The organism is Streptomyces sp. NPDC050448, from assembly GCF_040655295.1.
Lineage (GTDB): Bacteria > Actinomycetota > Actinomycetes > Streptomycetales > Streptomycetaceae > Streptomyces.
In genome coordinates this window covers 1-25,665 of sequence record NZ_JBFAJR010000063.1, presented here as the reverse complement: position 1 = coordinate 25,665, position 25,665 = coordinate 1, and the positions used below count along the sequence as shown (strand labels likewise).

The window sequence follows — 25,665 nt, the reverse complement described above, 5'->3', positions numbered from 1 at the left end:
CAATGCGGTGGGGGCACCTCCCAGCGGTAGCTGGGGGATATTGGCGACCGACGACAACGCGGCAAGGCGCGGTGCCAGACGACCCGGGCCCGGCCATGATCCGCCGGACACCCCCTAGGTCAGCGGTGACGCGTTCCTCCTGCTGGCCGGGGTGCTCCACGGCCACCCCGTCAGTCCTCCGTCCCCTCCTCGTCACCGAGCCCGGCCGCGACCGGGTCCCGCAGCGGGCGCAGGCCGCCGCCGTACGGGACGCGGTTCCATTGATCCCCGAGGCCGGATCAGGACGGGTTCGCGTTGCCGGGCGGGGTCCGGCGCCGCAGTCACACCGGGCCGCCGGCCGCCTGCGCACGGGCCGGCGGGCGGCGGCTCGGAGCCGACTAGGAGAGCTTGCCGTCGTAGTCCGGCAGCTTGAAGGTGCGCTCTGCGTGGCCGCCGACCAGATCGCTGTTGTTGTTGCCGATGTTGGCGATGATCGTGTAGCCGCGGGCCTCGATCTCGGCGCGCTTGGCCGTCTTGTAGGCGCTGACCTCGCTGAAGAGGGCGGGCAGGTCCCGGACGTACAGGTCCGAGACGGGGTAGCCGACCGCCTTGAGGTTGTGCTCGGTGAGGGAGTGGATGATCCCGGGACGGGCGGTGACGAAGATGATGGCGACGCCGCGCTCGTTGGCGTACTGGGTCAGGTCGCGGACCTCGGAGATCGCCGGGGTCGGGAAGGTCCAGAACCAGTGGAAGTCCGTCTCCAGCGAGGAGTTGTCGATGTCGAGGACGATCGCGGGCTTCTCGCCGGCGGGCGACTGGGCGATGCGCTGCTCGACGTACGGGCGGGCCGTGGCCATGACGGCGGCGACATCGCGCTTCCACATGCCGTAGTCGATACCGCGGATGAGCGCGTTGCCGCCGGGCGCGGAGGCCGTCGCTGCGGCGGGAACGGAAGCCGGGACCGGGACCGGGGCGGCCTGGGCGGAGGCGACGGGGGCCAGCAGCAGGACGGCGGTGGCCGCGGCCGTGCCGGTGGCGGTGCCGAGCGTGCGGATGCGGGCGCGGGTGCTGCGCATGTGGGGGCGCTCCTCAATGGCTGAAATGACATGTACGGGGCCAGAATCCGCGAGGTCGCTCCGCCTGTCTACTGATCGGTAGTTAATTTCTGGTGGACGTCCGGTTCAGGTGGCGGTCCAGCCGCCGTCGAGGGGGAGCGAGGTTCCGGTGAGGTAGCCGGCGTGGGGCCCGCACAGCCACACCGCGGCGGCCGCGACCTCCTCGGGCTCGATCAGGCGCTTGATCGCGGAACGGGTGAGCAACACCTCGGACAGCACGTCGCCGGGGCTGATGCCGTGCGCGGCGGCCTGCTGCCCGATCTGGGCCTCGACCAGGGGCGTCCGAACATAGCCGGGGCTGATGCAGTTGCTGGTCACGCCGTACGGGGCGCTCTCGAGCGCGGTGACCTTGCTGAGCCCCTCCAGGCCGTGTTTGGCGGCGACGTAGGCGGACTTGTAGGCGCTGGCACGCAGCCCGTGGACGCTGGAGATGTTCACCACCCGGCCCCAGCCGGACGCGTACATGTGCGGCAGCACGTGACGCAGCAGCAGGAACGGCGCGGTGACCATCACCTGCTGGATCAGGGCGAAGCGCTCGGCCGGGAAGTCCGTGATGGGGGCGACGTGTTGCAGCCCGGCGCTGTTGACCAGGATGTCCACGGCGGCGGGCAGCCCCTCGATCGCGGCCGGGTCCGCGAGGTCGACGACGTGTGCCTGCCCGCCGACCAGTGCGGCGACGGTCCTGGCCGACTCCTCGCCGATGTCCGCCACGTGCACGGCGGCGCCCGCCTCGGCCAGGGCGATCGCGCAGGCCCGGCCGATGCCGCTGCCGCCACCGGTCACCAGCGCGACGCGCTCCCGCAGGGAAGGAAGTTGGCTCGTCATGGCTGAACAGTAGGGAGGGCGGGCGGCCGCGCCCATGGCGGTGCACACCACTCTCGGGGACACCGGTGTGGCGATGCCCGCCATGCGCGTGGTCCGGCTACTGCCCCGTCAACGCCGTTGCGCGGCCAGGAAGTCGAGAAGGGTGCTGCTCGCGTCCAGTGCCGTGCTGACGGAGCCGAAGCCCGCGGGCGGCGCCACGGTCGAGCCGGGCCAGGTGTGGCCCGCGCCGTGCACGACGAGCAGCCGCACGGTGGCCCCCGCGGAACCGGGCTGCCAGGTGACGGAGTCGTAGCCGGGCCTGCCCTCCTCGACGGGATCGCCGGCCCCGGCTGCGGCGGCGAACGCCTCCGCGCCGGCCCGGGCGGACATGGTCGGAGTGAGGGGCTCCTCCCCGGGACCGGCCGGCCCGGGACTGGGCAGGCCGGCCAGCGGCCGTACGGGGTCCTCGGCCCCGTAGACGATCAGGACGGGGACCGCCCCGCTGGGCTTCACCGCGGCGGCCCCGGTGGGGAGTTCACCGGAGACCGAGGCCGCGCCCGCGACGAGGTCAGGGCGCTGCGCGGCCATCCGCAGTGCCATGGAGCCGCCGTTGGAGAACCCGGCGACATAGACCCGGTGCGGGTCTGCCCGGCCGGTGCGCACCAGTTCGGCGACCAGCGCCTCGGTGAACCGCACATCGGTGTCCGGATCCGGGCGCTGCCCGGTGGGAGCGGTGCCCGCGCCCCAGGCCTTGCCCAGGGCCTCGGGATACACCAGGAGCATGCCGCGGGCCTCGGCGGCCCGGTCCAGGCCGCTCTGCTTCCGCAGGTGCTCGGCGTCGGCGCCGCGCCCGTGGAACGCGATCAGGAGAGGCCGGGGTCCGCCCCCGCCCGCGGCGGGGCGGTGCAGCAGGTACTCCCGGGTGCCGCCGTCCACGGTCAGCCGCTCCCGGCTGTCGGCGGCGGCGGGGGACGCGCTCACGCCCGCGGTCGGCGCGGGCGGCCGCGAGTCCGCGGCGCAGCCGGTGAGCCCGGCGGCCAGCGCGAGGCCGAGGGCCAGGGCGGCGCCGTACGGGGTGCGCCGGCTGCGCAGGGGGTGTCGGGCGTGCCGGGTGCGGTCGCGGGACAGGAAGAGGGAGGAGGCCGAGAAGTTCGAGGACATGCCGTGAGCACAACACCGCCGCCCGGCCTCCGTCCAAGATCCGTATCAAACTCGGATCGATCAAACTCCGATATCGTTGCTGGCCGTGGACCTGATCCGGCATCTGCGGTGCTTCGTGGCTGTTGCAGAAGAAAGACACTTCGGCCGTGCCGCCGAGCTGCTCGGCATGGCCCAGCCGCCCCTGTCCCAGCGCATCCAGCGACTGGAGCGCGAGCTCGGCGTCCGGCTCTTCGAACGCACCAGCCGCCAGGTGACGATCACCGCGGCAGGCACGATGCTGCTGGAGGACGCCCGGCTGCTGCTCGCCCGGGCGGACGCCCTCACGGCCACCGCCCGCCGCATCCGCGACGGCGAGAGCGGACTCCTGCGCGCCGCGCTGCCGCCCGACCTCGCCGGCGAGACCATAGCCGCGATCCTGGCCGCCTTCCAGCAGCACCACCCCGGCGTGCAGCTGGAGCTCCACGAGCTGTCCACCGCCGAGCAGTTGGCCCGGTTCGCCTCCCGCGAGCTGGACGTCGGGCTCGTCCGGCACCCCTGCGACCTCGCGGGACTGGAGCTGGGCCCGGTCCTGCACCGCGAACTCGGCGTGCTCCTGCCCCGCGAGGCCCCCGCCGCCGCGCTGGACGAGGTACCGCTCGCCGCCCTCACCGGATACGGCCTGGTCCTCTTCCCGCGCGCCGAGGCCCCCGCCCTGCACGACGACGTACTGAACACCTGCGCCCGGGGCGGCTACACCCCCGCCTCCGTCCGCCAGGGCCGCGGCCCCAGCTTCGTCCGCGGCCTCGTCCTCTCCGCGAACGCCGTGGCCTTCGCCCCGCGCGAGACCGAGTCCGCCGAGTCCGCGGGCCCGTACGCGGACATCGTCTGGCGGCCCCTCGCCGGCGCGCCGCTGGCCTCGCGCCACAGCGTCGCGTGGCCGCAGGGCCGCTCCGACGCCGCCGTCGGCGCCTTCGCCGAAGCGGCCATGCGCGCCCTGTGGAACACTGCGGCGGTGACCGCCGACGTACCCGCGCGGCCGCTCCACCTGCGCCCGGCAGCGGAGTACTGGCTGTGAACCACACCCTCCACCGCATTCGCGCAGCCTTCGCCGAAGCCGGCGTCACCGGCCGGCTGCACGCCGTCGACATCGATTCCGGTACGGAGATCGACGCCGGCGCGGACCAGCCCGTCGTCACCGCCAGCGTGCACAAGCTCTGCCTGCTCGTCGCCCTCCACCAGCACGCCGCGGCCGGCCGCGTGGACCTCACCGAACAGGTCGAGTGCCCGCCGGCCGACCGCACCGCCGGCCCCACCGGACTCGCCGCCATGCTCGATCCCGTGCGCGTGTCCCTGCGCGACGCCGCCTACCTGATGACGGCCGTCAGCGACAACGCCGCCGCGGACCTGCTCCTCGCGCGCATAGGCCTCGACGGCGTCAACGAGGCCACGGCCCGGCTCGGCATGACCCGTACCCTCGCCGTCCACACCTTCCGCTCGCTCTTCGCCACCGTCCGGGAGGACGCGGGCCCCGCCGGCGCCCGGGCCCTCGCCGATCCGCACGTCATCGCCCGGCTCCGCGCCCTCGACCCGGCCCGCAGCAACCGCAGCACACCCCGCGACATGACCCGGCTCCTCGGCGCCGTCTGGCGCGACGAGGCCTGCACCCCCGAACACGGCGCCGCCGTCCGCCGACTGCTCGGACTCCAGGTGTGGCCCCACCGGATGGCCGCCGGATTCCCCTTCGACGACGTCCACGTGGCCGGGAAGACCGGCAGCCTGCCGACCGTGCGCAACGAGGTCGGCGTCGTCGAGTACCCCGACGGAGGCCGCTACGCCGTCGCCGTCTTCACCCGCGCCGCCAACCCCGCAGCCACCCTTCCCGCTGCCGACGCGGTGATCGGCACCGCCGCCCGCATCGCCGTCGACGCCCTGCGCGCGAGGTAGCCGGCTCGGCACCGGTTCCCTACCGGTTCCCCACCGGTTCCCCACCGGCTCGGCACCCGCGCCGCGGCGGCCGCGACGGTGGTGACGGCAAACCACCCCGCGAGGGTGAGCACCCGGGCGACAGCCTCCGGATTCCGTTGCGGCCACCGCCGATCCCCCTGCCGGGGGCGGTCGTACGATGCGAAGACCGGCCCGGCGGGACCGGCCGCGCGCCGCGCACGTACTCCGCGGGGAGTACCCCCGATCGGCCCGTCCGGCGGACGACGGCGGCGACCCCGGAGGTCTAGCGTGGCCGCATGGCGGAGCGGCGGCGGCAGTACTGGGCGGAGCGCACGCGCGGCGGACGGCTGCCGTGGCGGTCCTCGCTCCTCGTGGCCGTGTTCGCGCAGGCGGCCACCGGCTGGGTCCACCACCTCCAGCCCGGCCGGGAGCCGGTCGGCGCGCTCGGGCGGCTCCTGCTGCTCCTCGGGCCCGCCCTGCTGGTCCTGCGGCACCGGTACCCGGTGCCCGTCCTCTACGGCGTCTGCGCGGTCACGCTGGCCTACCTCGCCGGCGGATACCCGTACGGCCCCGTCATCCTGAGTGTCGCCGTCGCCTGTCTCGCCGCCGTCGTCGCCGGACACCGCCACGCCGCCTGGGGCGCGGTGGGGGCCCTGTGGGCCGGCCATCTGCTCATCGGGCACTGGCTGTACCGCTGGCTGCCGCCGCCCGGCGACGGTCCGGCGCCGTGGGGGACGGAGGGCGGCGTCACCGCCTGGGCGATCGCCGTACTCGCCGCCTCCGAGGTGGTCCGCGTACGCCGGGAGCAGTGGGCCCGGGACCGGGCCGAGCGCAAGGCCGCAGAGCGGCGCCGGGCCGACGAGGAGCGGCTGCGGATCGCCCGCGAGCTGCACGACGTACTGGCCCACAGCATCGCCGTGATCAACGTGCAGGCGGGCGTGGGCCTGGCCCTGCTCGACACGGACCCCGAGCAGGCCCGTACGGCGCTCACCACCATCAAGGCGGCCAGCAAGGAGGCGCTCGGCGAGGTCCGGCAAGTCCTCGACACCCTGCGCGGCCCCGGCGAGGCACCCCGGACGCCCGCCCCCGGCCTCGACCGGCTGCCCGAACTCGTCGCCCAGGCGGCCTCGGCCGGGCTCACCGTCTCGGTGGAGGGGGAGGCCGCGGCCCGGGGGCTGTCGCCGGGCACGGATCTCGCCGCGTTCCGGATCCTGCAGGAGGCGCTCACCAACGTGGTGCGCCACTCGGGCTCGCGGACCGCCAGGATCCGTATCACCCGGCCGCCGGGCGCGCTGGAGCTGCGCGTGGACGACGACGGGCCCGCAACCGGCGGCGACGCCGGCGGCAGCGGCACCGGCCTGATCGGGATGCGCGAGCGGGCCGCCGCGCAGGGCGGAACCATCGAGGCCGGCCCCCGGCCGGACGGCGGCTTCCGGGTACTGGCCAGGCTCCCGGTGGGGAGCACCGCAGCGAGGGAGGAGGACCGGTGATCCGCGTACTGCTCGCCGACGACCAGCAGTTGGTGCGGGCCGGCTTTCGGGCACTGCTCGACGCGCAGCCGGACGTCGAGGTGGCGGGCGAGGCCGCCAACGGGGCCGAGGCCGTCCGGCTGGCGCGCGAACTGCGTCCGGACATCGCCCTGATGGACATCCGGATGCCGGTGCTCGACGGCTTGGCCGCCACCCGCACGATCACCGGGGACCCCGGGCTGGCCGCGGTCAAGGTGGTCATGCTGACCACCTTCGAGCTCGACGAGTACGTCTTCGAGGCGATCCGATCCGGCGCGTCCGGCTTCCTGGTCAAGGACACGGAACCGGAGGAACTGCTGCGTGCCGTACGGGCGGTGGTGGCGGGGGACGCGCTGCTCTCACCCGGGGTGACGCGCCGTCTGATCGCGGAGTTCGCGGCCCGGTCGAAGGCTCCCGAGGCGGCGGCGGAGCTGGACCGGCTGACCGAGCGGGAGCGCGAGGTGATGGCCCTGGTGGGCCTGGGCCTGTCCAACGAGGAGATCGCCCGCCGGCTGGTGGTCAGCCCGCTGACCGCGAAGACGCACGTCAGCCGGACCATGATCAAGCTCGGCGCCCGGGACCGCGCCCAGCTGGTGGTGCTGGCCTACGAGTCGGGGCTGGTCCGGCCCGGCTGGCTCGGCTGAGGCGTACTCCCGCGGTGGCTGCTCCCCCCGGTGGGCTACTCCCGCGGTGGGCTACTCCCGCGGTGGTACGTGCAGTGCCGCCGGCCGTACGACGCCCCGGGCACCCTCCCGGGGCGAGTCTCGGAAGTGACAAGGGAACCCCTTCCGAGGAGCTGAACCGAGATGAACACCCTGGCGTACTACGGGCCCGGCCCGTGGATCCTGTTCTTCCCGCTGATCTGGGCGGCCGTCGTCTTCGGCGCCGTCACGGTCCTGCGCCGCACGGTGTGGCGCGGCGGCCGCGGGCCGCGCGGACCGTGGGCCGCGACCCGGGGCTCGTACGGGGAGAACTCGCCGATCGCGATCCTGGGGCGCCGGTTCGCCACCGGCGAGATCGACGAGGACGAGTACTGGCGCCGGCTGTCGGTCCTGGACGAACAGTTCGGCCGCACGCCCCTGGACGGCAAGGGCGACCCCGTCTGACCCGTCCTCGGAGGTGAGGGCCACCATGTGGCGAGGTCCGCGCACCCGCGGACCTCCACCCCCGTCCCGCGCACCCCGTCCCACACACTCCGGCCGGCACCGGCACCGGCACCGGCCCGGAAGCCGTGGAGCCAGGACTCAGGGCTTCACAGGACGCGGCGCATGCAGACCCGTGGCCAGCGGTCCAGGCCGTGTTCCGCCTCGCGGTCGCGGATGTCCTTCAGGCCGGGGCTGAGCTCCCCGTCGGCGAGGCGCTCGAAGCCGCAGCGAGCGTAGTACGGGGCGTTCCACGGGACGTCCTCGAACGTGGTGAGGGTCAGCGCCGGTATGGAGTCCGCCGCCGCCCGGGCCGCCAGATGTTCCAGCAGCGACCGGCCGATGCGGCGGTGCGCGCCGTCCGGATGCACCGACACCTGCTCGATGTGGAGGTTGCCGTCGAGGCGGTCGGCGATGAGGTAGGCCAGGGGAGCATCGGCCTCCGTGACCGCGACCCAGGCCAGTCCGGCCCGCTGGTAGCGGGCGAGCTCGCCGAGCGGCAGCGGTTCGTCGTCGGCGATCTCCGGCATGCCGATGCCGCGGAAGCATTCTCCGGCAGCCCTCTCGATGGCCTGGAGAAGGGGCAGTTCATCGATGTGCACTGCTCGAATACGCATGGCGCCCATTGTTCCCGCCGGACTCGCCGGCGCGGAGCCGGGTGGACGAACTGCCTCGTCCGCCCGTCGCCCCTGTCCGGCGGCCCGGACCGGACCGGCCCGCGCGGCGACGGCGCACCGCGATCCGGAGGCGACGCCTGCCGCAAGGGGGGGGGTGTCACGTCCGCAAGCTGTGTCCACATAATGAGATTTCGGTCTCATTCGAGCCGGATCCGGGGTGGATCCCGCCATTCCTCCCCTCGCCCGGCCGAGGGGTCCGGATGCCGGGTTACCGTCCCGCGATGTATTCGAACACGCAGACAGCCGACGCCCCTTCGCCCAGCCGTCGCGGCCTGCTCCGCGCAGCCGTGGCGGGCTCGGCGGCCGTGGGGTCCGTCCTCGCCCTCGGTTCCGCCTTCCCCGCCTCCGCCGCCTCCGCCCCCGCTCCCGCTCCCGCCGAACCGGAGGCCGCCGGCCGTCCCGTCTCCCCGGAGGAGGCCCTGCGCCGGCTGACCACCGGCAACCGGCGCTGGCGCACGTACTGCCAGGAGCACCCGCACGAGTCCCCGTCCGAGCGGCTCCGGCTCACCCGGGCCCAGCACCCCTTCGCGATCGTCCTCGGTTGCGTGGACTCCCGCGTCCCACCGGAGCTCGTCTTCGACCAGGGGCTCGGCGACCTCCTGACCGTGCGCTCCGCCGGTGAGGTCCTGGACGAAGCCGTCCTCGGTAGCATCGCGTACGGGGTCCTGGAACTGGAGATCCCCCTGGTGCTGGTCCTCGGCCACCAGTCCTGCGGGGCGGTCCGCGCCGCCGTCCACGCCGACGAGACCGGCGAACAGCTGCCCGCACACATCCAGTACCTGGCCGACCAGATCCGGCCGTCCATCGACCACGGCCAGCACGGCGACGCCCGCGTGGACGCCGCCATCGACGCGCACGCCCGGCGCACCCGCGGCCGACTCGCGGCCGAACCCGACCTGGCCCGCAGCATAGCCACCGGCAAGCTGGCCGTCGTCGCCGCCCGCTACGACCTCCGCGACCAGAGAGTGCGCACCCTGGCGTAGACCAAGCTCCCCGGGGGCGCTGGAGCGCCGCCGTGCGCCCCTGGTGGAGACGGCCGGCCGACCCCCACGCTGGAGCCTGGTACACCAACCGGGACGGGGGTCATGGTCGATGGAGAACCAGGGGAAACCGATCACCACACACGACATGGTGGTGGTCCACCGGATGTTCCGGCGCGAGTTCCGGGAGGCGGCGGGCCGGGTGCGCGGGGTGCGCCACGGGAGCCGCGCGCAGGTCAGGCTGGTCGCCGACCGGCTGGCGCTGCTGCTGGACACCCTGCACCGCCACCACGAGGGCGAGGACCGGCTGCTGTGGCCCAAGCTGGCCGAACGCGCTCCCGGGTACGGCGAGTTGTGGAAGCGGATGCAGGATCAGCACGCGGACCTGTCGGCCCGCCTCGGACGGGCGGACGCCCTGCTCGGGCCGTGGGCGGCCGCCGGGGCGGCCATCCATGGAGAGGAGCTGGCCGCCGTACTCGAGCAGGTGTCACGGGCCGTCGAGGAGCACTTCGACCAGGAGGAGCGCGAGGCACTGCCGCTCGTCCCGGAAGCGGTGTCGCAGGCGGAGTGGGATGAGATCGGCGACGCGGCCAGCGCCGCCGTGCCCAAGAGCAAGCTGTTCACCGTCCTCGGGATGATCCTCAAGGAGGCGGACCCGGGGGAGCAGATCCTGATCATGGCCCATCTGCCGCTGCCGCCCCGGGTGATCTGGCGCGCCGTCGGCGAGCGGAACTACCGGCGGCTGGAACAGCGCCTGGCGGAGGCGGTGGGGCAGCGGTAGCCGGCGCGCCCCGCCATCGGATGCCGCGTACCCGGGGCCCGTGGCCGGAGGCGGGTTCCCGGGCCGTGGCAGCGTCCTAGGAGCGGTACACGCGCAGGTCCGAGACTTCGTACGACATCTCGGAGACCGCCGGGTCGGGGGCCGGGTGGTAGCGGCCCGCGCTCACGGACAGGTTCACGATGATGTACGCCCGCCAGCGCCGGCCCACCCCGCTGCGATCGGAGAACACACACGTGCCGTTGACCCACCAGACGACCGAGTTCGCGCCGAACTTGACCTTGAGGTCGACCCATGCGCCGGGCTGCACGGCGGCATCGCGGAAGTAGAACGATCCCCCGCCCCGGACGTGGTTGGAGAGTTCCAGCAGGTCCGGGTTGTCGGGGTGGTACTCGAAGACGTCGACTTCCTGGCCGCCGTCCCGCCAGGTCCAGATCGCGGGCCAGGCGCCGACCTCCTCCGGCAGTCTGACCCGGGCCTCCAGCACGTCTTCCGCGCGCAGCAGGAACCCCTCGTCGCTGCCCTCGGTGGTCAGCAGTCCGGTGTCCCAGTTGCCGTCCGGCCGCCGGGTGGCGCGGAAGGTCCCGCTGCGGCTGTAGGCGGGATCGTCGACCAGGTAATCGAGTTTGTTGTCGCCCGGATTGACCGGACCGCCGTCGGGATAGGCCCAGGACCGTCCGGCGACCCACCGGGACGTCGAGCCGAAGTCGGCCGAGAAGACGAGTGCGCCGGAGCGCTTGAACTTGGCGAGGAGTTGCGAGATCACCCCGCAGCTCTGCCCACGGCGCGCCGTCCGTATTCCGGTGATCTTTACCCGAATGGCCTGGGATGGGGCACTTCGGGGCACCGGCGGCGCCCGCGGCGCACGCCGGTCAGGAGCCGGACTGCTCGATCCGCTCCGCGCGCTCCGCGTGCTTCTCCTTGATGCGGACCGCTTCCTTGCGGACCTCGGCCTGGGTGGCGCGCTCCTTCTGGAGCCACTCCGGGTTCTCCTGCTTCAGCGCGTCGATCTGCTCCGTGGTGAGGGCCTCGGTGACCCCGCCGCGCGCGAGACCGGCGATCGAGACGCCGAGCTTGGCCGCGACCACCGGCCGGGGGTGCGGGCCGCCCCGTCGCAGTTCCTGCAGCCACTGGGGCGGATCGGCCTGCAGCGCGTTCAGCTCGCTGCGGGTCACGACACCCTCCTGGAACTCAGCGGGGGTGGCTTCGAGGTACACACCCAGCTTCTTCGCCGCGGTGGCGGGCTTCATGGTCTGGGTGGTCTTGTGCGACGTCATGGGGTCAAGAGTATCGAGCGTGTGCGCTACTTCTGACCACGGCCGGTAACCTGGCCGGGTGACGGGCTCGGAAGCATCTCCTTCAGCATCTCCTTCAGCATCTCCTTCGTTCCGGCTCGCGTACGTCCCCGGAGTGACGCCCAGCAAGTGGGTGCGGATCTGGAACGAGCGCCTGCCCGACATCCCGCTGACCCTCCTCCAGGTGTCCGCCGCCGAAGCACCCGGCGTACTGCGGGGCAGCGGCGCCGACGCCGGGTTCGTACGGCTGCCGATCGACCGGACGGGCCTGGCCGCGATCCCCCTCTACACCGAGACCACGGTCGTCGTGGTCCCGAAGGACCACATCGTGGCGGCGGTGGAGGAGGTGTCCACCGGGGACCTGGCCGACGAGATCGTGCTGCACCCCCTCGACGACACCCTGGACTGGGAGAGCCTGCCCGGGCGGCCCGCGCTCGAACGCCCCGCGACGACGGCGGACGCGATCGAGCTGGTGGCGGCCGGAATCGGCGTCCTCGTCGTCCCGCAGTCCCTCGCCCGGCTGCACCACCGCAAGGACCTCACGTACCGGACGGTCACGGACGCCCCCGAGTCCCGGGTGGCCCTGTCGTTCCCGGACGGAGAGCCCACCGACCTGGTCGAGGAGTTCATCGGGATCGTGCGCGGGCGGACCGTCAACAGCACGCGCGGCCGTGCCCAGACCCCGCCGCAGCCGAAGCAGCGCAAGCGCCCCGAAGCGGCCGGCGCGGGGCGCAAACCCGCAGCCGGGAAGTCCGGCGGCAAGAACCCGCGCGGCGGCTCCGGTGGCTCCGGAGGCGCCAAGGGCGGCAAGAGCAGCAAGGGCGGGAAGCCCCGCCGCCGGCCATAACACCGCCCCGCCCGCCCGGTCCGCGAACGGTCACACCCGGTCACAGATCCGCCCGGCCCCGGCCCCGGGCGGGTCACAGCACTAGGCGCCGATCCTGACCAGCGCGAGCGTGATGTTGTCGGGACCGCCGGCGTCGATGGCGGCCCTCCACAGCTCGAACGCGGCCTTGCCGTCGTCGTGCACCCGCAGCAGCTCGTCGAGATCCTCGGCCGGCACCGGGTCGGTCAGCCCGTCCGAGCACACCAGGTAGCGGGCTCCGGCGGACAGCGGCTCCGTCGAGACGTGGGGTGTGATCGCGCTGCGCCGGCGGGCGCCGCCGAGCGCCTGGGTCAGCAGGGACGTGGTGCGCTGCCCCGGTTCCAGCGGCGGATTGTCGTCCACGCTCACCTGCCGGAGCTCCTGCGCCGTGGCGTCGAACACCCTGCTGTCGCCCACGTTGAACGAGATCAGCGAGTCCTCCAGTACGACGGCACCCGCGACCGTGGTGCCCATGGTGGCCAGCTGCGGATTGCTGTCGGCGGCCGCGTACACCGCTTGGTTGCAGAGGACGAGGGCCTCGCGGACGGCTCCCTCGCTGTCCAAGGAGGGCCCGAGCATTGCGAGTTGGCGTGCGACCAGCGAGCTGGCCACCTCGCCGGCAGGCTGTCCGCCGATCCCGTCGGCGACGGCTACGACGAGCGGTGAGCCGACCGGGAACACGAGCGTCTGCGGATTCCGGGTCACACCGGCGCACAGTGTCCACGGCCCGACGACGAGGCTGTCCTCGTTGTGGTCGCGTATGAGCCCGGCATGGCTCAAGGCGCTCACGGCTATGTACGTCATCGCATCCCCATTGTCCGTCCGCGCACCCGAAGGCGCCCTCGGAGCCGGCCGAGCACCGGAGCCGCCCCTCCCGGAGCCGCCCCTCCCGGAGCCCCGGGGCCGCCGCCCCCGGTGCCGTCCTGCTCACTCGGGCTCCCGGCCGCCGCGCAGCGCCTGCCGCTGCATGAGCCGGCTGACGTCCTTCGCGGTGACGATCCCCACCAGCAGGCCCGCGTCCACCACCAGGACCGGCAGCCCGGTCCCCGGGCGCAGGCCGTCCAGGGCCTCGCCCAGCAGATCGTCCGGGGCGGCGACCGCGCACTGCGCCAGCGGGGTCGCCACGTCGCGCACGCGCAGCGCCTCCCGCTGCGCTTCCGGGATCGGGGCCAGCCCGCGTACGTGCACCACCCCGCTCGGGCGGCCTTCGAAGTCGAGCAGCGGCAGCGCGGAATGCCGGGATGCCACGGCCACCTCGTCGATGAACCGCCGCACGCTCAGCCAGTCGGCACCGGTGGCCACCGGGCTGGACATGGCATCGGCCACGCGCACGCCCCGCAGCGCCGTGCGCAGCACGGCGTGCTGGCGCTCCGCACCCGCGACGAAGGTGATGAAGAGCCCGAGGACGACGAGCCACAGCCCGCTCGACGCCCCGCGCAGGAACGAGATCCAGCCCACGGCCGTCAGCAGCATGCCCATGACCTGCCCGCTGCGCGAGGCCGCCCGCTCCGCCCGGTCCCGGTCGCCCGTACGCCACCACAGCAGCGCCTGCAGCACCCGCCCGCCGTCGAGCGGCGCGGCCGGCAACATGTTGAACACGCCGAGGAAGAGGTTCGTCCAGCCCAGCCACACCAGGACGGCGGCGGGCACCGCCCAGCCGAGGAGGGCGTGCAGCCCGATCCCCGCGCCGAGTGCGGCGCCCCCGATCAGCAGGCTGGTGAGCGGCCCGCTCACCGCCACCGCGAAGGCCGCCGCGGCGGTCTGCGGCCGGCCCATCCTGGTCATCCCGCCCAGCGCCCACAGGGTGACGTCCTCGACGGAGATCTTCTTCCTGCGGGCGGTCGCGGCGTGCGCCGTCTCGTGCAGGAGCAGGCTGCCCATGAGCAGCAGGGCCCCCACGACACTGGCGAAGGTGTACACGGCGTTCGAGCGCCCCGGAGTCCACACGGGGAGGGTCTGGCGGCCGAGCCCGTACGCGAACAGCACCACCAACAGCGGCACGCTCCAGTGCATGCGCAGCGGCACACCGACAACACGTCCGATAGGGACCGAGCCGTTCATCGTCGTCTCCTGCCGGCTCGGCAGCGGGTCCACACACCCCATTGTCACTCCGGGAGCGGCGGACCCGCGCCAGGTGCCGTTTCCAGCCGCCGGCGCGGGCCGGCCGGCGGTCGGCACCCGGCGGCGCTCAGCCCTCCGTGGCGGCCGGAGCGGCCAGGGCCTCGTCGAGCTCCCACGCGTGACGCTTGAACTCCCGCAGGAAGTCGCAGTGGTCCTCCCACTGGCGGGCGATGCCGCGCAGCACGTCCCAGTGGTGCTCCACCGACTGGTCGATGACCCGGCGCAGTGCCGGCTCGGCCTCTGCCCGCTTCTCGATGAGCCCCTTGACCGCCGAGGCCTCCAGCACCGCGTTGCGCAGTGCGCGCAGTGCACGGGAGGTGTCGTCCATCGCGAAACCGCGCTCGCTGCCGGTGGCCTCGTCGAACAGCGGGGTGAGCCGCGCCTCGATGAATGCGGTGATCCGCTCGAAGTGCTGCACGTCCATCGGGGCTCCATCTCCTGCCGCGCGCGGTGCGGCCCGGCACATCGGGTGTTGCTTCTGCTTCCAGGTGAGCCGGTTGCTCGCCGGCGCGGATGCAGAATATCCGTTGAAGATCGGGTGGAGCCGGGCGGCGGGCGTGATCACCTGACGCAGTGTCCCCGTAGGGGTGCGCCGTCCAGTCCCTTTCCGGGCATCTCCGTGCGTCCCGGAATTCCGGGAAAGGGATCCGCGGCATTCACCGTCGCTCCACGTCCTCCCGGTGTTACCTTCCGTGTCGTCGGCGCGTGCGTCGTATTTTCGGTTGGGGGGCGGGGGAATGGTGAGCGCAACGGCGGAGCTCGGCCATGCGGAGGGGACCGACGCTTTTCTTCGGCACATGATCTGGCGGTTTCCGGACCAGCGGCAGCCCGTGGTGGCGCTGCTCGGGCCCCGGCAGTCGGGCAAGACCAGCATGCTCCGCTCCCTGTCCCAGGGGTGCGGCTCCACGGTGGTCCATGCCCACCTCGACTTCCACGAGACGCCGCTCGACCCGGTGTCCGCCGCGGCCCTGGTGGCGTTCCAGATGATGCGCGGCTGGGACACTCTGCGCCGCAGCCCCGTCTTCCACCGGTTCGCCCTGGGGCTGCTGGCCCTCAACGAGAACCTGGAGCCGGACCGCTCCCGTGCCACGGACCAGATCAAAGGGCTGATCCAGCAGTACACGCGCAACACCCGCCGCGGCAGGTTCGCCACCCGGCTGGAGGTGGCGGTGGACGCCACGATGGACGTCGTGGTCACGGGCGCGCTCAGCCCGCTGGTGCAGGGACAGGCCCGCGAAGTGGTCGGCGCCGTACGGGACCAGGCCCGGCCGGTGATCGGATCGCTGCTCCAGAGCACCGCCCGCTGGGGCCTGCGCGACGCACTGCGCTGGCACGTCGCCATCCCGGAGGCGGAGGCCGCCGGCTCCGTGGACGCGCTGATCAGACTGAGTTCCGCGTCGCGGTCGGCCGCGGTCGGGCCTCTGCTGGCCGCGTTCCTCGCCGACGCCAAGGACCAGGCGGAACGGCACCCGGCGCTGCGCTCCTCGTGCTCCTGCGAGCTGCCGGAGGAGTACGCCGGCCGGGCCGCCCGGCACGACCACGCATGGGTCCTCTTCGTGGACGGCGCGCAGACGCCGGCCGGCCGGCGGTTCCTCGCCGCACTCGTCGCGGCGCGCATACGCAACGAGCAGAACGGGCCGGGCTCAGGGGCTGCAGCGGACCCGCTGGTCGTCCTCGCCGCCTGCGACCAGTGGCAGCCGGAATGGACCACCCGCTGGTGCGAGCCCTGGCGCACCACCCCGCTGCCGGGCACTCCGCAGCGCCGTGTCCCCCTCCTCAGCCGTGCCACCCGTACGCGCTGGACCCGCCAGGACGAGGCCGGCGCCGGACCGGACCCCGCCTCGGCGGCGCACTACTGGTATCCCGTCTGGCTCGATCCGGTGTCCGAGGAGCGGGTCTCGTACCTGACCGATGACGCCGCGTCACTTGCCGCACCCATTCCGGCGTCCGTCGTCCACGCCCTCACCGGCGGCCACTGGGGCGCGGCCATCGCCCTCCAGGAGCAGCGCGAGGGCGCACCGCCGGACGGGGAGACCGGCGTACCGCAGAGACCCCTGCCCGCCGCGGTCGACGCGAGCGGAAGACCGCTGTGGTCGCGGGCCCTGGAGACCAGCCTTCCCGAAGGGCTCGCCGCGCCCGTGCCGGGATGGGCCGGCCCGCAGCCCGTGGTCCTGGCGGCCGCCTACCTGGCGGACATGCGCACCGCCGACGACCCCCGCGTACCGCCGGAGATAGCGGACCTGCCCCGCAGCCTGGAGCTGTTACGCCGCAACCTGTGGGTCAGCACCTTCTTCCACCGCCCCTCCCGGATCCGGGAGGTCGGCTGGGGCGAGGCGGACAGACCGCCCGTACTGCACCCCTGGCTGAGCCGCTGCGCGCTCAGTGCCCTCTCCGCCGCCGCTCCCGCAGGCGCTCCGGCCGCCAGAGCGGAAGGGGAGCGGCGCGCCGACCCGTGGCACGACGTCTTCACCCGCCAGGCCCAGGCCCTGGCCTCCCTGGCCGCCACCCACAACGGCTCGGGCGTCGCACCGAGCGAACAGCAGCTCTTCTACGACCTGGCCCTGGGCGAGTTCGCTTCCGTGGCCGAGGCGCTGGCCAACCGGTTCGACCGGGACCACCGCGCGTGGGTGCGCCTCCTCGACTACCTGGCATCGGCGCCGTGCCGCCTGGTTCACGAGCTGTCCGCCCAGGAGTCGTACGCGCTCCTCCTCGCCGGAATCGAGCAGACCGGCCGGGACGTCGTGGCGGTCGCCACGGCCAAACTCCTGGCCCTGCTGTGGCTGTACAACGATCCGCTCACCGAGCGCAACCGGCGCTGGGACGCCCAGATCGAAGAGGGCTTCGAACGGCTCTCGCACAACTCCCGCCTGCTCGACGTCAGCGCCCTCCAGCAGGCGGGCGCGCTGTTCGCCTGACCCCTCCGTGCCACGCCGCCGGCGTGGCCGGGCGCACCACAAGGAGTCCTCATGTCCGCAGGTGTACACAACCCCCGGCTCGGCCGGCTGCGCCGCCATCCCGTGCTCTCGCTGACCGCCGCACTCCTCCTCCTGGCCGGTGCCGTGTTCGGCGGCACGTGGGGCTACGGCGTGCTGTTCCCGCCCGCCCTGTCGTGCGGCCGCGGAATGACCGCCGCCGGCACGCCTTTGGCGTGCGTCGGAGTGAACCTCGACAGCGCACCCTTCACCAAGGGCGAACCGGCGCGCATGCGCAAGCTGGAGGAGACCGTCCGCACCGCCAACGAGGCGGTGAAGGGGAACTCCGCCGGTGTGGTGCTGATGATGAACCTCTCGCCCGTCGAAGACGTGGACACGCTCACCTACGACTCGCTCTACCCCAACATCGAGGGCGCCATAGCCGCCGTCTGGCGGGCCAACAACACGGCCGCGTACGGCAGTACGCCCGGGGTCAAGCTGTACCTGGCCAACATGGGCAGCCAGTACGGGTCCTGGCAGGCCGCGGTGGACTCCGTGAAGAAGAATGCGGCGGCCGAGCACATCTCGGCGGTCGTCGGCCTGGGCCAGAGCACCGAGCAGAGCCGGCAGGCCGCCGCGGCCGTCTCCTCCCAGCTGCACATCCCCGTCATCGGATCGACGGTCACCGGCAATTCGATGAACCTGGACCCCGCGGACCCGGCGGGCAAGCGGCCGATCCCCGACATGTTCCGGGTCTCGCCCACCAACTCCGACTCCGTGATCGCCGCCAACCAGTACGTGTCGGGACTCAGCCCGGCCGTGACCTCGCTCGCCGTGGTGGCGGACAGCGTCGCCGACGACGACTACACGGCCACGCTGGCGGCGGAGGCCAAGATCCGCTTCCCCGCCCCGGACCGCACGCTGACCGTGCTCCCGTACACCTCGCCCCGCAGCCTCCCGAGCGGCACCGGCCGCCAGGACTACCTGATCCAGCAGTTCAACCTGATGCACGCCAACCTGTGCCAGGCCGCGCCGTCCGTCGTGTACTTCGCCGGCCGCGGCCGCGACCTCGGGGCCTTTGTCCAGAACTGGGTGCAGGGCGCGCCCTGCGGGATCCCGCAGCTGCGCATCCTGGCCGGCGACGACGCGTCGGAGGCCATCCACGACGACGCGGTCCTCAAGGGCGTCGCCTCCGGCCGGGTCACGGTCGCCTACACGGCCCTGGCCAGTCCGGACGAGTGGGGGACCGAATGCCCCGGATCGGACGCCAAGCGCAACTACGACCAGTTCTGGTCGGCGTTCACCGGGCGGCCCGACCCGTGCACGAAGCAGCCGCTGGCCACCACCCAGTCCGGCGCGGCGCCCCTCGCCTTCGACCCCGCGGACCTCGCCAGCGGGCAGGCGATGCTCACGCACGACGCCGCCGTCGCCGCGATCAGCGCGGCCCGGCACGACGAGGCGGGCCTGAAGAACCCGGGGCTGGAGACCGGGATCCTCCACCAGTTCTACTGCGCGCAGATGCTCCCGGGGGCGAGCGGCTGGCTCTCGTTCGGCGCCGACGGCAACCCGGTCGGCAAGCCCGCCCCCATCGTCCAGATCAACCCCGACGGGACGACGAAGACGGTCACCCTCACCTGGCCGAGTTCCGCCCCCAACCTGAGCCTCCCCCAGCGCGGCGGCACGGGCGCCCCGGGCTGCTGACCGGGCCGAGGACCGGGCCGAGGACCGGTCCACTGACAGGAGGTGTCAGTGGACCGGTCCTAGTCTGATGCGCCGCCCCTCCCCGACCTCTCGGCGTACCTGGCATCGGCGCCGCAGCATCTGCGTCTCCAACCGGTCGCCGGACCGTCCTAGTGGCAGAGCCCGGCCACCTGCTCCAGTTCGTCCGCCAGCAGCGCCGGGTTGCGCGGGCCGATGTGCGGGGCGGTCAGGGAGCGTACGCGGAAGCGGTTGTGCGGGGTCAGCTCGTCGGCCTCCCTGATCATCAGGTCCTGGAGCGCCGGCGGGATCGTACGGTCCTCGGTGAACCGCAGGAACGTGCGCGGGATCCGGCCCCACTTCAGCGGCAGGCCCCGGGAGTCGCAGACCCCGATCGCGGCCGACTCGTCGGGTTCGAGGATGTTGAGCAGGGTCCGGACCTCGGTGTCGGAGTAGTCTGCGGCCAGTGCCTCCTTGGCGGCCCGGAAGAACGCCGGGTCGTTGGCCCGCCAGTTGACCCGGGTGACTCCCAGCTCCGGTGGCGTGGGGACAGGGGTCATCTTGAACATGGAGCTCGTGGCCGCCTCCGGGGTGGTCATCAGCTCGATCACCGAGGCCCGTTTCGTGGGGCAGAACGCCGAGATGTACACGAGGTGCGAGATCAGCTCGGGCACCAGGTTCGCCACCGCGTTGAGGGTCGTGCCGCCCAGGCTCTGACCGGCCAGGACGACCGGGCCGTTGCGGTGCGCCCGCCGCACCACCGCGGCCACGTGCTCGGCGGAGTCGGCCAGTGTCATCCCGGCGATGGGGGAGGGCTCCGTACGCAGCCGGTCCAGGTCCTGCGGAGCCTGGTACGAGAGCGGGAGGAACGCGCCGGGGCCGTGCCCGGGCAGGTCGACCGCGACCGCGCGCTGCCCGCGCGGCCCCAGCTCGGTCAGTACGGGGGACCAGGCGTACGAGTTGCTGCCCGACCCGTGGACGAGGACGAAGGTGACCGGCTTGGCGGGGCGGGCGCCGCCTCGGCCGTCGCCGCTCCCGCGCCCACCGCCGCGATCGCCCCGGCGCCGGCCGCTGCCGCCCTCAGGACGGTGCGGCGGGACCGCCCGCCGCTCTCGCCGGTCGTCCGCAGGTGCACCGCCGCCGCCCGGCCCTCCCCCGCATCGGGGACCGGGTGCCCGTCCCCGCCGGTGTCGCCTGTCCACCAGGTGGCGGCCAGGGCGCCCCTTCCGAGTGACACCCCCGTAGGTCGAGCAGGCCTGCGGACGCCGGTGGTCGACGATCGCCTGCGGCCGTACCTGTTCCGGCCGCAGGTCGCCGGGGGCCGGACGCTTGGGAGATCACGTGCACATCCTGCTCGCCGCCAGCGCGTTCAACAGTCTCACTCAGCGTGTACACGCTGAACTGAGGGACCGCGGGCACAGCGTGGCGGTCGAGCTCGCACTGCCCGGCGTCTCCCTCGCCGAGGCCGTCGACCGCCACCGGCCGGACCTCGTGCTCGCGCCCATGCTGAAGACGGCCATCCCCCGGGAGGTCTGGTCCGCCCACACCTGTCTGATCGTCCACCCGGGGCCCGTCGGCGACCGCGGGCCCTCCTCGCTCGACTGGGCCATCACCGAGGGCGCGACCCGCTGGGGCGTCACCGTCCTCCAGGCCGGCGAGGAGATGGACGCGGGCGACGTCTGGGCCACTGCGGACTGCCCGCTGCCACTCGTCGGCAAGAGCGACGCGTACCGCGGCGAGATCTCAGACGCCGCCGTGTCCGCCCTGCTCACGGCCGTCGACCGGTTCGCCTCCGGCACCCACGTCCCGCAGCGGCAGCGATCCGGCCGCGCCCGGCCCTACCTGCGCCAGGAAGTGCGCCGGATCCACTGGACCGCCGACTCCACGGAGAGCGTCCTGCGCGCGCTGCGCGCCGCCGACTCCCAGCCCGGCGTACTCGACGAACTGCTCGGCGGCCAGTGGTACCTGCACGGCGGACACCCCGAGGACCGACTGCGCGGCCGCCCCGGAGAGCTGCTCGCCACCCGGGCGGGCGCCATCTGCCGGGCGACCGCCGACGGAGCCGTCTGGATCCCCGAGCTCCGGGCCCGGCGCACGCCGGGCGAACCGGCCCCCGTCAAACTCCCCGCAACCCTGGCCCTCGGCGACCGGCTGCCGCCGCTCCCCGAGCTCCCGGTACCGCCGCACGCCGACGCGGGCCCGCGCACCTGGTCCGACATCACCTACCGGGAGCAGGGCGGGGCCGGCTTCCTGACGTTCTCCTTCCCCGGCGGCGCGATGAGCACCACCCAGTGCCGGCGCCTGCTCGCCGCCTACCGGGAGGCCTGCTCCCGCCCCGTCTCCGTCCTCGTCCTCGGCGGCGGCCGAGACTTCTTCTCCAACGGCATCCACCTGGGCGTCATCGAGGCGGCCGCCGACCCGGCCGAGGAGTCCTGGGCCAACATCAATGCCATGGACGACCTGGTGGAAGCCATGCTGACCACCACCGACCGGTTCGTCGTGGCCGCCCTCGGCGGCAACGCGGCCGCCGGAGGGGCCATGCTCGCCCTCGCCGCCGACGAGGTCTGGTGCCGTACCGGCGTGGTGCTCAACCCGCACTACCGGCTGATGGGGCTCTACGGATCCGAGTACTGGACGTACACGCTGCCCCGCCGGACCGGGACCGGCGTCGCGGACCGCCTCACCGCCGAGGCCTTGCCGATCAGCGCCGAAGCCGCCCGGCGGCTCGGGCTGGTCGACCGCACGATCGACTGCGGCCCGCAGGACTTCGCGGACGAGACCGCCCGGCTCGCGGTCCGGGTGGCGGACTCGTCCGCCATCCGGTCCCGGATCGCCGGCAAGAAGGCCCGCCGCGACGCGGACGAGGGCGTCAGGCCACTCGCCGCCTACCGGCAGGCGGAGCTGGCGCGGATGCGGGAGACGTTCTTCGACCCGCAGGCGCCGTACCACGCCCTGCGCCGCGCCTTCGTACGCAAGGAGCCCCCGGACCGTACCCCGCCCCACCTGGAGCGGACCGTGCCCGGACGGCACACCGCGCCCTTGCCCTCCCGGCGGCACGGAGTCACTGGACCGGCCGAACAAGACAGGGCACCGGGCCCGGCCGGCTGTTAGCAAGAAGGGTGAGGCCGGCGCGGAGCACCTGCCCGTCCGCCGTCCCCGTCCCCGCCCCCACCCCCACCGCATCCCTCCCCAAGGAGCGATCCTCATGGATGCAGCAATGCCGAGCACGGTAGTAGAGGACCCCCCGATCCACATCCTCTGGATCAACGCCGGACTGAGCTGCGACGGCGACTCGGTGTCCCTGACGGCAGCGATGCAGCCCAGCATCGAAGAGATCGTCACAGGCGTCCTCCCGGGCCTGCCCAAGATCGCCGTGCACTGGCCGCTGATCGACTTCGAGTGCGGACCGGTCGGCGGCGCCGACACGTTCATCGAATGGTTCTTCAAGGGGGAGCGCGGGGAGATCGACCCCTTCGTGCTCGTCGTCGAAGGCTCGATCCCCAACGAGAAGATCAAGCCCGAGGGCTACTGGTGCGGCTTCGGCGACGACCCGGAGACCGGCCAGCCCATCACCACCAGCGAGTGGATCGACCGCCTCGCGCCCAAGGCCCTCGCCGTGGTGGCGATCGGCACCTGCGCCACGTACGGCGGCATCCACGCCATGGAGGGCAACCCCACCGGCGCCATGGGCGTGCCCGACTACCTGGGCTGGGACTGGACCTCGAAGGCCGGCATCCCGATCGTGTGCGTCCCGGGCTGCCCGATCCAGCCGGACAACTTCTCGGAGACCCTCACCTACCTGCTCTACCAGGCGGCCGGCTCCGCCCCGATGATCCCGCTGGACGACAAGCTGCGCCCGACCTGGCTGTTCGGCAACACCGTGCACGAGGGCTGCGACCGGGCCGGCTACTACGAGCAGGGCGAGTTCGCCCAGACCTACGACTCGCCCAAGTGCCTGGTCAAACTCGGCTGCTGGGGCCCCGTCGTCAAGTGCAACGTCCCCAAGCGCGGCTGGATGAACGGCATCGGCGGCTGCCCCAACGTCGGCGGCATCTGCATCGCCTGCACCATGCCGGGCTTCCCCGACAAGTTCATGCCGTTCATGGACCAGCCGCCCGGCGCCACGGTGTCCACCAGCGCCAGCGGGGTCTACGGCGCGGTGATCCGCAAGCTCAGGGCGATCACGGAGCACACCGTGGACCGGGAGCCCAAGTGGCGCCACCCGGGCCGGCAGCTGACCACCGGCTACCGCAAGCCCTGGTGACCCCGCCCGCCGGCCCCCGCACAACCCGCTCCCGTCCCACGGCTCCGCCTCCAAGAACCTCCAGCTCCCGTCTCCAAGAAGGGTCACGGCAGACAAGATGACACCGAAGACGAAGGCGGCCGGTGACGGCAGCGGCCTGGTGGAGATGGCCTGGGATCCGATCACCCGGATCGTGGGCAGTCTCGGCATCCACACGAAGATCGACTTCAAGCAGAAGAAGGTCGCGGAGTGCTACAGCACCTCGTCGGTCTTCCGCGGCTACAGCGTCTTCATGCGCGGCAAGGACCCCCGCGACGCGCACTTCATCACCAGTCGCATCTGCGGGATCTGCGGCGACAACCACGCCACCTGCTCCGTCTACACGCAGAACATGGCGTACGGAGTGAAGCCGCCCCATCTCGCCGAGTGGATCATCAACCTGGGCGAGTCCGCGGAGTACATGTTCGACCACAACATCTTCCAGGAGAACCTGGTCGGGGTCGACTACTGCGAGAAGATGGTCCGCGAGACCAACCCGGGCGTCCTCGAGCTCGCCGAGCGTACCGAGGCCCCGCACGCCGGCGACCACGGCTACCGCACCATCGCCGACATCATGCGCTCGCTCAACCCCATCGAGGGCGAGTTCTACCGCGAGGCCCTCCAGGTCAGCCGCTACACGCGCGAGATGTTCTGCCTGATGGAGGGCCGCCACGTGCACCCCTCCACCCTCTACCCGGGCGGCGTCGGCACCATCGCCTCCGTCCAGCTCTTCACGGACTACATGAGCCGCCTGATGCGGTACGTGGAGTTCATGAAGCGGGTCGTCCCGCTCCACGACGACCTCTTCGACTTCTTCTACGAGGCCCTGCCCGGATACGAGGAGGTCGGCCGCCGGCGCGTCATGCTGGGCTGCTGGGGCGCGCTCAACGACCCCGAGTACTGCGACTTCACGTACGCCAACATGACCGACTGGGGACGGAAGATGTTCGTCACCCCCGGTGTGGTCGTGGACGGCAAACTCGTCACCAACGACCTCACCGAGATCAACCTCGGCATCCGCATCCTGCTCGGCAGCTCGTACTACGACGACTGGGCGGGCCAGGAGAAGTTCGTCACCCACGACCCGCTCGGCAACCCGGTCGACGCCCGCCATCCCTGGAACCAGCACACCATCCCCGCCCCGCAGAAGCGCAACTTCGACGACAAGTACAGCTGGGTGATGTCACCGCGCTGGTTCGACGGCAAGGACCACCTCGCGCTCGACACCGGCGGCGGCCCGCTGGCGCGCCTGTGGTCCACCGCCCTCTCCGGGCTCGTCGACGTCGGCTACGTCAAGGCCACCGGCCACAGCGTGGTCATCAACCTGCCGCGCACGATGACCAAGCCCGAGACGCGCTTCGAGTGGAAGATCCCGCAGTGGAGCAACGCGCTGGAGCGCAACCGCGCCCGCACGTACTTCCAGGCGTACGCGGCCGCCATCGCACTGCACTGCGCCGAGCAGGGGCTCAAGGAGGTCCGCGCCGGACGCACCCAGACCTGGGAGAAGTTCGAGGTCCCGGACGAGTCCATCGGAGTCGGCTTCACCGAGGCCGTCCGGGGCGTGCTCTCGCACCACATGGTGATCCGCGACGGCAAGATCGCCAACTACCACCCGTACCCGCCGACCCCGTGGAACGCCAGTACCCGCGACACGTTCGGCACGCCCGGACCGTACGAGGACGCCGTCCAGAACACCCCCATCTTCGAGGAGAACTCCCCGGAGAACTTCAAGGGCATCGACATCATGCGCGCCGTGCGCAGCTTCGACCCCTGTCTGCCCTGCGGCGTCCACATGTACGTCGGCGGCGGCAAGACGGTGAAGCAGATGCACGTGCCCACCGGCCTGAGCGGACTGGGCGGATGAGCGCCGCGGCAACCGACGCCCGCGACGCGGGCCGGCGGGTGGACGAGGTCCTCGACCGGCTGGCCGCCACCGGCGACCGCGAGGCCTGCGCCGCGGCCGAGGAACTGGTGCGCGTGCTCATGGACTTCTACGGGGCCGGGCTCGCCCGGATCGTGGAACGCCTCGGGGTGGAGCGTCTCGGCGGGCTGCTCGACGACGAGCTCGTCGCGAGCCTGCTGGCCCTGCACGACCTGCACCCCGAGGACGTCCGCACCCGGATCGCCCGCGCCCTGGACACCGTACGGGACCCCGTGGAGCTCGCCGGCTTCGACGAGGCGACCGGCGTCCTTCGGCTGCGGTCCGCGCCGAGCGGCGGCTGCGGCTGCGGTTCCGCCGCCGACGCGGTCCCGCAGAGCGTCGCGGACGCCCTGGCGTGCTTCGCGCCCGAGGTGACCGCGGTGGAGCTGGAACCGGTCGAGGCACCCCTGCCCCTGCTCCAGATCGGCACCCGCCCGCAGGCCCCGGTACGGGCCCGGTGAGCGCGCGCCACCCCTGGGCACCGGCGGAGCCGCGCACCGGCTC

24 protein-coding genes are annotated in these 25,665 nt (G+C 73.0%); 14 read left to right on the top strand and 10 right to left on the bottom strand.

The annotated features are described in order from the left end of the window. Positions 1 to 377 precede the first annotated feature (377 nt). From AB0I68_RS37190 to AB0I68_RS37180, 3 genes are all read right to left on the bottom strand, one after another. Positions 378 to 1,055, bottom strand: a complete 678-nt coding sequence (locus tag AB0I68_RS37190) for an HAD family acid phosphatase (protein WP_363181849.1) — start codon at positions 1,053 to 1,055, stop codon at positions 378 to 380. 105 nt (positions 1,056 to 1,160) lie between these two features. Beyond that, complete coding sequence (locus tag AB0I68_RS37185; RefSeq protein ID WP_363181848.1) at positions 1,161 to 1,919, bottom strand: 3-hydroxybutyrate dehydrogenase; 759 nt, start codon at positions 1,917 to 1,919, stop codon at positions 1,161 to 1,163. Between the two features lie 108 nt (positions 1,920 to 2,027). Beyond that, positions 2,028 to 3,059 carry a PHB depolymerase family esterase gene (locus AB0I68_RS37180; RefSeq protein ID WP_363181847.1) on the bottom strand — a complete coding sequence of 344 codons (1,032 nt, stop codon included), beginning with the start codon at positions 3,057 to 3,059 and terminating at the stop codon, positions 2,028 to 2,030. Positions 3,060 to 3,144: 85 nt separating this feature from the next. Between AB0I68_RS37180 and AB0I68_RS37175 the strand changes: the two genes are divergently transcribed. From AB0I68_RS37175 to AB0I68_RS37155, 5 genes are all read left to right on the top strand, one after another. After that, positions 3,145 to 4,113, top strand: a complete 969-nt coding sequence (locus tag AB0I68_RS37175) for a LysR substrate-binding domain-containing protein (RefSeq protein ID WP_363181846.1) — start codon at positions 3,145 to 3,147, stop codon at positions 4,111 to 4,113. After that, a complete protein-coding gene (locus tag AB0I68_RS37170; RefSeq protein WP_363181845.1) occupies positions 4,110 to 4,982 on the top strand; it encodes a serine hydrolase in 873 nt (290 codons plus the stop codon). Before AB0I68_RS37175 ends, AB0I68_RS37170 begins: the two co-directional genes overlap by 4 nt. A gap of 296 nt (positions 4,983 to 5,278) precedes the next feature. Then, positions 5,279 to 6,472 carry a sensor histidine kinase gene (locus tag AB0I68_RS37165; RefSeq protein WP_363181844.1) on the top strand — a complete coding sequence of 398 codons (1,194 nt, stop codon included), beginning with the start codon at positions 5,279 to 5,281 and terminating at the stop codon, positions 6,470 to 6,472. Next, a complete protein-coding gene (locus AB0I68_RS37160) occupies positions 6,469 to 7,134 on the top strand; it encodes a response regulator transcription factor (RefSeq protein WP_363181843.1) in 666 nt (221 codons plus the stop codon). Before AB0I68_RS37165 ends, AB0I68_RS37160 begins: the two co-directional genes overlap by 4 nt. Before the next feature lie 162 nt (positions 7,135 to 7,296). Then, positions 7,297 to 7,596: an SHOCT domain-containing protein gene (locus AB0I68_RS37155; protein ID WP_363181842.1), complete on the top strand. Its 300-nt coding sequence runs from the start codon at positions 7,297 to 7,299 to the stop codon at positions 7,594 to 7,596. 146 nt (positions 7,597 to 7,742) lie between these two features. Here the strand turns inward: AB0I68_RS37155 and AB0I68_RS37150 are convergent, their stop codons facing one another. After that, complete coding sequence (locus tag AB0I68_RS37150; protein ID WP_363181841.1) at positions 7,743 to 8,249, bottom strand: GNAT family N-acetyltransferase; 507 nt, start codon at positions 8,247 to 8,249, stop codon at positions 7,743 to 7,745. A 281-nt stretch (positions 8,250 to 8,530) separates the two neighbouring features. On the opposite strand from AB0I68_RS37150, the gene AB0I68_RS37145 reads away from it, so the two are divergent. Continuing rightward, positions 8,531 to 9,292 (top strand): carbonic anhydrase, encoded by a 762-nt coding sequence (locus tag AB0I68_RS37145; protein WP_363181840.1) that lies wholly within the window; start codon positions 8,531 to 8,533, stop codon positions 9,290 to 9,292. Positions 9,293 to 9,401: 109 nt separating this feature from the next. Then, positions 9,402 to 10,070 carry a hemerythrin domain-containing protein gene (locus AB0I68_RS37140; RefSeq protein WP_363181839.1) on the top strand — a complete coding sequence of 223 codons (669 nt, stop codon included), beginning with the start codon at positions 9,402 to 9,404 and terminating at the stop codon, positions 10,068 to 10,070. 76 nt (positions 10,071 to 10,146) lie between these two features. Here AB0I68_RS37140 and AB0I68_RS37135 read toward each other — a convergent pair whose 3' ends face one another. Further along, the gene (locus tag AB0I68_RS37135; RefSeq protein ID WP_363181838.1) at positions 10,147 to 10,833 is read right to left on the bottom strand and encodes a beta-glucanase; all 687 of its coding nucleotides are present in this window, start codon (positions 10,831 to 10,833) and stop codon (positions 10,147 to 10,149) included. Between the two features lie 106 nt (positions 10,834 to 10,939). After that, positions 10,940 to 11,344 (bottom strand): DUF5997 family protein, encoded by a 405-nt coding sequence (locus AB0I68_RS37130; protein ID WP_363181837.1) that lies wholly within the window; start codon positions 11,342 to 11,344, stop codon positions 10,940 to 10,942. Between the two features lie 58 nt (positions 11,345 to 11,402). On the opposite strand from AB0I68_RS37130, the gene AB0I68_RS37125 reads away from it, so the two are divergent. After that, positions 11,403 to 12,209, top strand: coding sequence for a LysR substrate-binding domain-containing protein (locus tag AB0I68_RS37125; RefSeq protein ID WP_363181836.1), 807 nt, complete (start codon positions 11,403 to 11,405; stop codon positions 12,207 to 12,209). Positions 12,210 to 12,290: 81 nt separating this feature from the next. Here the strand turns inward: AB0I68_RS37125 and AB0I68_RS37120 are convergent, their stop codons facing one another. The 3 genes from AB0I68_RS37120 to AB0I68_RS37110 form a co-directional block, all read right to left on the bottom strand. Next, positions 12,291 to 13,031 (bottom strand): PP2C family serine/threonine-protein phosphatase, encoded by a 741-nt coding sequence (locus AB0I68_RS37120; RefSeq protein ID WP_363181835.1) that lies wholly within the window; start codon positions 13,029 to 13,031, stop codon positions 12,291 to 12,293. A 123-nt stretch (positions 13,032 to 13,154) separates the two neighbouring features. Beyond that, positions 13,155 to 14,288: a site-2 protease family protein gene (locus AB0I68_RS37115; protein ID WP_363181850.1), complete on the bottom strand. Its 1,134-nt coding sequence runs from the start codon at positions 14,286 to 14,288 to the stop codon at positions 13,155 to 13,157. Between the two features lie 127 nt (positions 14,289 to 14,415). Continuing rightward, positions 14,416 to 14,772, bottom strand: coding sequence for a hypothetical protein (locus AB0I68_RS37110; protein WP_363181834.1), 357 nt, complete (start codon positions 14,770 to 14,772; stop codon positions 14,416 to 14,418). A gap of 373 nt (positions 14,773 to 15,145) precedes the next feature. Between AB0I68_RS37110 and AB0I68_RS37105 the strand changes: the two genes are divergently transcribed. Both AB0I68_RS37105 and AB0I68_RS37100 read left to right on the top strand, forming a co-directional pair. Further along, positions 15,146 to 17,263: a hypothetical protein gene (locus AB0I68_RS37105; RefSeq protein ID WP_363181833.1), complete on the top strand. Its 2,118-nt coding sequence runs from the start codon at positions 15,146 to 15,148 to the stop codon at positions 17,261 to 17,263. Between the two features lie 51 nt (positions 17,264 to 17,314). After that, positions 17,315 to 18,961, top strand: a complete 1,647-nt coding sequence (locus AB0I68_RS37100) for a hypothetical protein (protein WP_363181832.1) — start codon at positions 17,315 to 17,317, stop codon at positions 18,959 to 18,961. A 149-nt stretch (positions 18,962 to 19,110) separates the two neighbouring features. On the opposite strand, the gene AB0I68_RS37095 is transcribed toward AB0I68_RS37100, so the two are convergent. Beyond that, positions 19,111 to 20,160 carry an alpha/beta fold hydrolase gene (locus AB0I68_RS37095; protein ID WP_363181831.1) on the bottom strand — a complete coding sequence of 350 codons (1,050 nt, stop codon included), beginning with the start codon at positions 20,158 to 20,160 and terminating at the stop codon, positions 19,111 to 19,113. Between the two features lie 139 nt (positions 20,161 to 20,299). On the opposite strand from AB0I68_RS37095, the gene AB0I68_RS37090 reads away from it, so the two are divergent. The 4 genes from AB0I68_RS37090 (at position 20,300) to AB0I68_RS37075 (ending at position 25,622) form a co-directional block, all read left to right on the top strand. Beyond that, positions 20,300 to 22,069 (top strand): hydrogenase maturation protein, encoded by a 1,770-nt coding sequence (locus AB0I68_RS37090; protein WP_363181830.1) that lies wholly within the window; start codon positions 20,300 to 20,302, stop codon positions 22,067 to 22,069. Positions 22,070 to 22,163: 94 nt separating this feature from the next. Continuing rightward, positions 22,164 to 23,222 (top strand): hydrogenase expression protein HypE, encoded by a 1,059-nt coding sequence (locus AB0I68_RS37085; RefSeq protein ID WP_363181829.1) that lies wholly within the window; start codon positions 22,164 to 22,166, stop codon positions 23,220 to 23,222. 97 nt (positions 23,223 to 23,319) lie between these two features. Continuing rightward, the gene (locus AB0I68_RS37080; RefSeq protein WP_363181827.1) at positions 23,320 to 25,104 is read left to right on the top strand and encodes a nickel-dependent hydrogenase large subunit; all 1,785 of its coding nucleotides are present in this window, start codon (positions 23,320 to 23,322) and stop codon (positions 25,102 to 25,104) included. Beyond that, positions 25,101 to 25,622, top strand: a complete 522-nt coding sequence (locus AB0I68_RS37075) for a hypothetical protein (RefSeq protein WP_363181825.1) — start codon at positions 25,101 to 25,103, stop codon at positions 25,620 to 25,622. The genes AB0I68_RS37080 and AB0I68_RS37075 overlap by 4 nt, the downstream gene beginning before the upstream one ends. Positions 25,623 to 25,665 lie beyond the last annotated feature (43 nt).